At 52.6% G+C, this 8,783-nt stretch carries 8 protein-coding genes; 7 read left to right on the top strand and 1 reads right to left on the bottom strand.

What is annotated here, in order from left to right; all coding sequences use genetic code 11:
• Positions 1 to 152 precede the first annotated feature (152 nt).
• Genes ABYA77_RS02715 through ABYA77_RS02690 form a run of 6 tightly spaced genes read left to right on the top strand, consistent with a single transcriptional unit; the run spans position 153 to position 6,841 of the window.
• Positions 153 to 2,684 carry a hypothetical protein gene (locus ABYA77_RS02715; RefSeq protein WP_372964400.1) on the top strand — a complete coding sequence of 844 codons (2,532 nt, stop codon included), beginning with the start codon at positions 153 to 155 and terminating at the stop codon, positions 2,682 to 2,684.
• Positions 2,685 to 2,744: 60 nt separating this feature from the next.
• Complete coding sequence (locus ABYA77_RS02710) at positions 2,745 to 3,584, top strand: 23S rRNA (adenine(2030)-N(6))-methyltransferase RlmJ (RefSeq protein ID WP_372964399.1); 840 nt, start codon at positions 2,745 to 2,747, stop codon at positions 3,582 to 3,584.
• 18 nt (positions 3,585 to 3,602) lie between these two features.
• Positions 3,603 to 4,814, top strand: a complete 1,212-nt coding sequence (locus ABYA77_RS02705) for a hypothetical protein (protein ID WP_372964398.1) — start codon at positions 3,603 to 3,605, stop codon at positions 4,812 to 4,814.
• A gap of 9 nt (positions 4,815 to 4,823) precedes the next feature.
• Positions 4,824 to 5,624 carry a mechanosensitive ion channel family protein gene (locus ABYA77_RS02700; RefSeq protein WP_372964397.1) on the top strand — a complete coding sequence of 267 codons (801 nt, stop codon included), beginning with the start codon at positions 4,824 to 4,826 and terminating at the stop codon, positions 5,622 to 5,624.
• Positions 5,625 to 5,670: 46 nt separating this feature from the next.
• Entirely contained in the window at positions 5,671 to 6,570 is a 900-nt protein-coding gene (locus ABYA77_RS02695) for a DMT family transporter (protein ID WP_372964396.1), read from the top strand.
• Positions 6,563 to 6,841 (top strand): GIY-YIG nuclease family protein, encoded by a 279-nt coding sequence (locus tag ABYA77_RS02690; protein WP_372964395.1) that lies wholly within the window; start codon positions 6,563 to 6,565, stop codon positions 6,839 to 6,841. Before ABYA77_RS02695 ends, ABYA77_RS02690 begins: the two co-directional genes overlap by 8 nt.
• Here the strand turns inward: ABYA77_RS02690 and ABYA77_RS02685 are convergent.
• Positions 6,819 to 7,712, bottom strand: a complete 894-nt coding sequence (locus tag ABYA77_RS02685) for an alpha/beta hydrolase (protein WP_372964394.1) — start codon at positions 7,710 to 7,712, stop codon at positions 6,819 to 6,821. The genes ABYA77_RS02690 and ABYA77_RS02685 overlap by 23 nt on opposite strands.
• A gap of 70 nt (positions 7,713 to 7,782) precedes the next feature.
• Between ABYA77_RS02685 and ABYA77_RS02680 the strand changes: the two genes are divergently transcribed.
• Positions 7,783 to 8,772, top strand: coding sequence for an alpha/beta hydrolase (locus ABYA77_RS02680; protein ID WP_372964393.1), 990 nt, complete (start codon positions 7,783 to 7,785; stop codon positions 8,770 to 8,772).
• The last annotated feature ends 11 nt before the right edge of the window (positions 8,773 to 8,783 follow it).

Here is an 8,783-nt window from a genome sequence, read left to right as displayed (position 1 = left end):
CGTAAACGGCTGATGCTTTTTTTGGTTACAGGATTGACGGCATTCACGATGTCCGGATGCGGAGGCGGTTCTTCGGGGGACTCTGGCTCTGCCGGCGCGGCCGGACCAACGCTATCAGCGTCAGTGGCAGGTGTCGTTACATTGGATTGGAAATGAATAACTCTATCCTACGGTCTTCCCATATGTATCGTTGTGCGGGAGGAGAAAAACTGCCTGCATTGCTGCTTTCGGCCAGCCTGGCCTTGCCTCAGGGGACGATGGCTCAAGATTCGGTGAGCGGTTCTTCATCGGCCACGACATTACCTGAACTCCTCATAACCGCGCCTGTTGGCAATCCTGGTGGTGTAGGCGAATTCGGCAGTGGTGAATACACGTTTGAGCGGGACTACATCGAGCAGTTTGGTTCCTCCGATGGGGGGCTTGAAGGTGTGCTGAAACTGGTTCCGGGTATCCAGTTCAGTGAGGATAGTGACGGCGTTGAGGGGCTGACTGATCTGAAGCCTGAGTCTGTCTCGATTTCTGGTGGCCGGTTTTATGAAAACCGGTTTGTGGTGGATGGGCTGGGCAATACTAATCGTCTGGATCCGGCTTCGGCTAGTGATGGCTCGGGCATTGATGGCGTTGGTGGCCATGAGCAATCTTTGTTCCTGGATGCCGATCTGATTGGTGAACTCAAGGTCTACGACAGTAATATACCTGCAGCTTATGGCGGCTTTACGGGAGGTGTTGTGGATGCCCGCACCCGTAGAGCCGGCAGTGAGGCGGAGGGTAAACTGAGTATTAGTGGTACCCGAAGCGAGTGGACTGAATTCAGAACATTCACTCGTGAATGGGACCCGGAATCTGAGACACTTCCGCCAACACCCCCTTCAGTACCGGAGTTTGAGCGTTATCGCGCAAATTTTCATTACTCAACACCATTGACAGATTCCCTGGGAATCCTGACGAGTATCAGTCAGGCCTACTCTGAAACACCGGACGTAACTCTGGGCCAGGCCCGCAACCGCGTTCAAAGTAATCAGAATGTATTGATGAAAATGACGTCGGCTCTTGGCGTTAATGGCGTTCTGGATATTTCTGCCACCTATGCGCCTTTTGAAAGTGAAAGTTTTCTGACGGATGTGGAAGGTAGTGACTACACAGTGGAAGGCGGCGGTTACAGCCTGAAAGCCGGTTATGATTATCTTGGAGATGTCGTAGAGCACGAGGTCGACCTGGGCTGGACTCGAAGCGTTAATAGTCGGGAGGCTCCCAATGGTTATTATAGTTGGGAGAATACCCGAAGCCGGCAGTGGGGACGTGAGGCTGATGTGGGGCTTAGCCGCGAGGGTGGCTACGGTGACCTGGACACGATTCAGGAATCAAGCACATTAGTTTACCGCCTCAAAACCTTACCCGTCATCGTGGGCAACGTTGAAATGCGCCATGAAGCCGGAACTGAGATCAGCCGGAGCAGCTATCGTTATAAGCGTGATGAAACTCTGTTTGTTTACGACAGTGCTGTGGTTAATAGTGATGTACAGTGTCGTGGCATCACCGAAGACTGTGTACAGGAAGAGCAGTACTTTTCCGGTCGCAGAGTCTATGACGCAGACGACACTGAGGTGCATCTGAATGAAGCAGCACTTTTTGCCGAAAGTACGTTGGAATGGGGCCGTTTGAGTGGAACCCTGGGCGTGCGTTATGACTACAATGATTTTCTGGAAAATCATGACCTGGCGTTCCGCACCCGGGCAACACTGGATGTGTTTGATGATGCCAGTACACGGCTGATTGCCGGCTACAACCGGTATTACGGTGCGGCTCTGCTCACCTACAAACTGAGAGAGGCGCGATCGCCCTACTACCGGGAATACCGAAGCACCGAGCAGAATATTGTGACGGACTGGGAGCGGGAGTCGGGCCAGGGTGATTACCGTTATGTGTTTGACGATGTGAAAACACCGTACAGCGACGAACAGGTGATTGGCCTGGAGCAAGCCCTGCTGGGCGGTGTGATGATCGTGAAGGTGGTCAATCGGGATAATCAGGATGAGTTTGCCCGAACCGAGACTGAGACACAGGAAGATGGCTATCGCTACTACATAATGAACAACGACGGTAGCAGTGAGTATCTGGGGGTGTCTGTTGGCTGGAATGCCGTTTACGGCAATACACTCGTGAGTTTGCATGGTACATGGTCGGAAACAGAGACCAATAATGCTGACTATGATGACCCTATCGATGACACTTCGCCCTCTGAGTATGTCTCCTACGAGGGACAGCGTATTCCCTATGGTGAGCTGGATATTCTGCGCAGTGATTTCAACAGGCCGATCGTTGTTAACCTGGGGCTTTCCCATCGGTTTTCGGAACAGCTAAGTGCAACAGCTAACGCTCGATATCGCGGTGCCTATGACCAGATTAAACGAACTGGCAGCCAGGTTGATGGTGGTCTGATCGACAACGGAGGAGGGGAAGTCATCCGCGAGCGCCTGACCGTTTATGAAGACGAGGAACGAAAAGCTACATTATTGTTCGATCTTGGCATCAACTATCGTATACCGGTAGCGGGCGATGCCTTTCTGGTGACCGGCGCGGAACTGAAAAATGTGCTGGATGATCGGGTTTACACCGTGTCTGAAGGGGATTCGGGCATTGAGCCTGGCCGGCAACTGTGGCTGACGCTCGGTCTCGATTTCTGACACCACTTGCGTGGCCAGGATGACTGCGGCTTAATGGGCCCCTGATTCCGGGAGCCTGTTATGCTGAGTTACCTTCACGCCTTTCACGCCGGCAACTTTGCCGATGTTCAGAAGCACGCTGCACTGGTGTTGGCTATGGCCATGATGCAAGCCAAGAAAACCCCGATAGCCTGTTTTGATACCCATGCGGGCAGCGCGCTCTATGACCTGACTGGAGAACGAGCCAGAAAAACGGCAGAAGCCGATGCCGGAATTCATCGCTTGTGGGACTTCAAAGACAGTTTGAAGTCACCAGACTGGCAGCCCATGCTGGAAACTTTGTCATACCTTAATAAAACAGGACAAGCGTTGACGTCTTATCCTGGCTCGCCCGCATGGTTTGCTCAGTTTGGCCGGGCAGGGGACTCAATTACTGCCTTCGAATTACATCCAGCCGAAGGCCAGCATCTGGATACCTGGGCTAAAACGGCTGGCATCCGGGTATTGCATGAGGACGGGCTTAAAGGGTTATTGCAGAACCTGCCGCCACATCAACCCAGGCTTCTCACGTTGATTGATCCCTCGTATGAGGTGAAAAGTGAATACGAAGCCGTAGCTAAAACATTGACCCGGGCATGGAAAAAGTGCCGCCATGGGGTCTATCTTGTTTGGTACCCGATACTTACCAGCGGCCTGCAACAGCAATTGCTTGCGGCATTGGAAAACGGCGACGTTCGCAAAATTCTGCGTAGCGAAGTGATGCTGGAACATCCTCCCGAGCGGGGTATGGTTGGTTCTGGGGTGTTAGTGGTTAACCCGCCCTGGGGGTTTGGCGAGCGCTTTTCTGCCATGATGGAAGAGCTTCAGGGTGACGACAGGCTGGCTTTGTCGTCAACCGTGACGTGGTTGATTCCCGAATAAACCGGTAGGAGTGAGTCTTTGACAACGGAAACGGATCAAGGTCAGCCCTGCCTGCCTGGTGGGCTGATTCCGCTGGAGCAGTGGACCTCGCCAGAAGTCTCGGTACACAAAACATTGAGCGTTTGGTTCACGGATATTCTGGACCAACTACGAGAAGGTATTACTCCTGAAGGCCTGGCGTTCGAAAGCCTTGATGGTTTGCCCGCTTTATCTGCGAAAAAGCTGCAAAAGTATGCGCCTGAGCCTGGCGCAGAACCGTTAGCCGAAGCTCTGAATGAACAACTGGAAGCGCTTCGTCAGTCAGGTGTCCACAATCGACAGGTAAGTTTTTTGGTGGCTCCCCCGTTTTCCGGTGTTGCGGAAGCACTGTTGACGATGCAACGGAGGGTTATAACGCCTCCCGAAAACCTGTTGATGTCTGAACAGGACGTGGTTGGATGGTGGGATGAGCAGTTGGGGGGTGATGATTGGGTCTTGCCTGAGCTGGCGGATTTCTGGTTGCGACATCGGTCTGGTTTGAATTTACTGAAAGAATTTTTTGCTCGTGTGGCTTTGGATAATGCCGGAAACGGTGTTGTTGGCTGCTCCAGTTGGTGCTGGCAGTTCTGGCTCAGATACTTACCTGAGCTTCATGTGGGGCCGATAACTCTGGCGCCTTTGACTGGCGAACGGCTAACCCAGTGGCTGCATTATTTGGCGGCTGAAAAAAGTGGCAGGCCGCTCACCGCGCGGATGACCCATGACGGGTTGTATGTTTTGCCTGCGCAGGCGGAAGATCCCAAAACCAAATACAGCGGTTTCTGCCAGGACCTCGCTAACTTAGCGAGGGGGAATCGTGGCGTAACTCATGCAATTTGGCAGCGAACACTTCGAGCTAAGCCGGAAGAAGAGACCGGGCAAGATGACGATGAAGAGAATCCTGTGGATGGTCCCAAATGCTGGGTGGTGCCCTTACATCAGCTGAGTTTACCCAGCGTCCCCCATGGTTCGGGGCTACAGGCAGGGTTTGTTTTGCACGCACTGTTAATGCACAACGGTTTGACCGCAGAGCAGCTTGAATGGGTAACCGGTTCAGCTGCCCGGGAGCTAACGCTGACTCTTGCAAGGTTCATAAGAGCAGATGTGATCCTTCAGGATGAAACGACGGGAGTGTACCGGCTCACGCCCCTGGGTTATCCGTCGGTTCGTAAGTACCTGCAGTCAAAAGGTTTTCCAGTTGACGGGTTTTAGGAGGGCGTAATGGGAGATTTCGGGCTCAAAGATGCATTGTCATCCATAACCTCCGGTGCGGTTATCGAGGCTATTGCCGTAGTTATTGCTGCCTCTGCGTTGATTTTGGCTATTCAGAAACTGGTGCCAGTGTTGGCCGGCAGGTTGTCGGGAAAGCCCCGGTTATATCTGTTGGCATTAGTGCCGTTGTTGCGTTTACTGATCATTATTCTGACCGCCATTATTGTGGTACCGATTTTGGTCGAGCCATCGTTTGAGAACATGGTGGCAATCTTTGGTGCATTGGGGCTGGCGCTGGGTTTTGCCTTTAAGGATTACGCCAATAGTCTGATTGCAGGCATTGTGACCCTTTATGAAATGCCCTATCGGCCCGGAGACTGGATCGAAATTAACGGCCAGTACGGTGAAGTTCGGTCTATAGGTACCCGGGCAGCAGAAATCGTCACGCTGGATGACACCGTTATTGTTATTCCTCATGGCCTGCTCTGGAATACGTTGTTGGCCAACAGCAATGACGGCACGGATAACCTGATGTGTGTGGCTGAGCTGTATCTCGATCCAAATCATGATGTTGCGCGAATGCGATCGCTTTTCCGTGATGTGATTTATACCTGCCCATTAACCAGAACCTATCAGCCGGTTTTCGTCACGGTGTCTGCAAAAGACAACGGCATGGAATACCGCCTGAAAGCCTATCCGCTGGAGCCAAAGGAACAAGCCCGGTTTATATCGGAATTGACCGCACGTGCGGCAGAGGTATGTCGAGAAGAGGGGGTCAGGATGGTTTCATGGCCTGCTTTTTCGAGCTGAGGTTAACTCCTGTCAGGCAGATCTTGTTCATGCATGGGGCAATATCATGAAAAACCAAAAGCAGGCTATGGTGTACGGCCTCGCGACGGTTTTGCTATGGTCCACCGTGGCCACCGCATTCAAATTGGCGCTGCTCGAATTGGCGCCGGTTCAACTGCTGCTGGTAGCCTGTGCGTCCTCGGTTGTTGTTATGGCCACCTCGCTGGTGATCATGGGGCGCTGGCAGCAGGTGTTTCAGCTCTCTAAACGACAGTATCTGCAATCTGTTGGCATGGGGCTTATTAACCCGTGTTTATATTATTTTCTTTTGTTTGGCGCTTTTGATCGGCTTCCTGCACAGGAGGCGCAGCCCCTGAATTACACCTGGGCATTGGTTCTGGCCTATCTTTCCGTTCCTTTTCTTGGGCAGAAATTAAGGCGTATTGATATTCTGGCAGGCCTGGTGTGTTATGCCGGTGTTGTGGTGATTGCTACTCGCGGTGCCGTAACCTCGCTGAACTTTTCTGACCCCCTCGGGGTATCTCTGGCCTTGGGCAGCACTGTGGTGTGGGCGTCATACTGGATTATTGCCACCCGGGATACTCGAGACCCAGTGGTAGGCCTGTTTCTTAATTTCCTGTTTGGTTTGCCGTTGATTGCACTGGCGTGTTGGTATTCAGTCGGGTTGGATTTTTCCGTCAGCGGATCATTGGCAGCTGCTTGTTATATTGGTGTTTTCGAGATGGGGATTGCTTTTGTGTTGTGGTCTCAGGCTATGAAAAAGGCTGAAAATACCTCGAAAATCAGCAATCTGATCTTTATCTCGCCCTTTTTGTCATTAGTTTTTATTTACGTCATTCTCGGAGAAGTTATTCTGCCGTCAACCTATGTGGGGTTGGTGTTAATTCTTGCAGGGCTGTGGTTGCAGCAGAAGAAAGTTCAGACCCGGAGTATAGAGCATGGCTGACCGCTGGCATCTTTATCTGGTTCGCACCTCTTCAGGAAGTCTGTATACCGGGATAACTACAGACGTGGCCCGTCGCTTTTCGGAGCATCAGGCGGGGGCGCCGAAGGGGGCCCGTAGTTTGCGGGGGAAAGGACCGTTAACCCTGGAGTACCAGAAACTGGCGGGTGACCGAAGCCGGGCATCAAAACTGGAGTGGCAGGTGAAACGCTGGTCCCGGGCTCGCAAAGAGGCTTTGCTCCGGGGTGAAATCAGCCTGCCAGATGACGTTTGATATGGCCTGCCGCGACGCTGAGCGCTTCGGTAGCACGCTTTAATTGGCCGCTATGAATCTGAAATACGTGCCAGAGATTGTTGTAGATTTCGAGGGTCGTTTCCACGCGATCCCGCTTCGCCATTTCTGCTATCCGGGTGGCGTCGTTCAGCAGAATTTCCTGACTGCCCACCTGAATCAGCAAGGGCGGTAATCCTTTCAGATCACCAAAGACCGGTGAAATCACCGGATTGGTCAGTGGTGTGTCACCTGCATACATCTTTGCTGCATTGATGATCCAGTCTGCATGAAGCACGGGTTCGATTTCTGGAGCATAGAGCTGCTGGTTCGTCAGGTCAGTCCAGGGCGAAAAACAAGTGATGGAAGACGGGAGTGGGTGGCCGTGGTCCCGTAGCTGCATGGCCAGTACCAAAGCCAGGCCGCCGCCGGCGGAGTCGCCTGCTACAGCAATGCCGGAGGCCGGCTTGCCCTGACTGATTAAGGCCATATAAACCGATTCAGCATCGTTGGGTGCCGCTGGGTACGGGTGCTCTGGCGCCAGCCGGTAATTCGGGATGATAACTTCGCAATCCGTCAGTTTGGCCAGATGCCCGGCAATGCCTTTGTGGGTAGCTGCGGAGCCGATAATGTAGCCGCCCCCGTGAAGGTACAGAAGGGTACCTGTTGTGGGCCTGGTGCTTTGGGCTCTTAATACCGGCACATTACCAAGGTCATCTTTTCTGAATAAAACATTTTTGGGCGGAACTGATGTGCGATAGGCCTGGCGAACGAGCTTGCGTTGCAGAGCCAAAGGGACCGCATTCGAGAGCAGGGGGCGGACCAACTGGCGCATAGTCTGGCGCAAACCTTCTTCAAGAAGCGGCTGGAACATCTGTGTTCTCCCTTGTGAATGCGTTAGGATGACTGTCAAATATTGACTCATGACAGGCGTTTAACTCTACGTGTACTGGAAAACAGATACCATAGAAATACCGAACTGGGACAGGCATTCTCTGCTTGAACGTTTGGAACCCTTCGATCCGGCTGTGCGCCGGGAGCTTAGTGTTGAGATGGAGGCCTACTGTCGGTTTTATGGCCTGGATTTGTGGGTGGAGCATCCAGATGTAGCCTATCACCAAGGCTATATCAAGGCTCAGCAACACGAAGTGATGGTGCATTATTTCAGGCTCCCGGAATCGGTCAAGGTCAAAGGCACGGTGTTTATTTTGCATGGATATTTTGACCATGTCGGATTGTACACCCAGCTTATTGATCGCTGCCTGGGAGCCGGTTTTGATGTTCTGACCTATGATCAGCCTGGTCATGGGCTGTCCAGTGGAACGCCAGCGGCTATCGGAAGCTTTCTGGAGTATCAGGCGGTTTTGTCAGCCGTGATGGCTCAGGTTGATGATAAAATACGTGGGCCATGGTTTGCGGTAGGGCAGAGTACTGGCGGGGCGATATTGATCGACTATCTGTTGTCCAATCACCACAACCAGGAAACCTCTGCGTTCCGGAAAGTTGTGTTGTTGGCTCCTCTGGTTCGCCCCATGGGCTGGCTTGGCGCCAAAGTATTGCACAGTCTGGCAAGGCCCTTTTTGAGCCGCTGGCGCAGAGCGTTTGGCCAGAACAGCAGTAATGCGCGGTTTCTGAATTTCCTGCGGGAGCATGATCCGTTGCAAGCCCGGGCGGTGCATGTTGACTGGGTGACAGCCTTACGTAAATGGGTGCCGCATATCGAATCCGCAAGGCCGGTTGACTTCCCCGTGACCGTTGTGCAGGGTGAAAAAGATTTAACCGTAGATTGGCAGCACAATTTACGTATCATCAGAAACAAGTTTTCGTCTGTAAAGGAACGAACCATCCCTGACGGGCGTCATCACCTGGTGAATGAGGCTCAGGATCTGCAGGCGACAGTGTTTAATACCATTATTGATACTTTTTCAGAATAAACCGGCCAGAT

Source organism: Marinobacter sp. (assembly GCF_041595835.1).
In the GTDB taxonomy this organism is placed as follows: Bacteria; Pseudomonadota; Gammaproteobacteria; order Pseudomonadales; family Oleiphilaceae; genus Marinobacter.
Note: the sequence above shows the minus strand (reverse complement) of the source record. Positions and strands in the feature narration are given on the sequence as shown.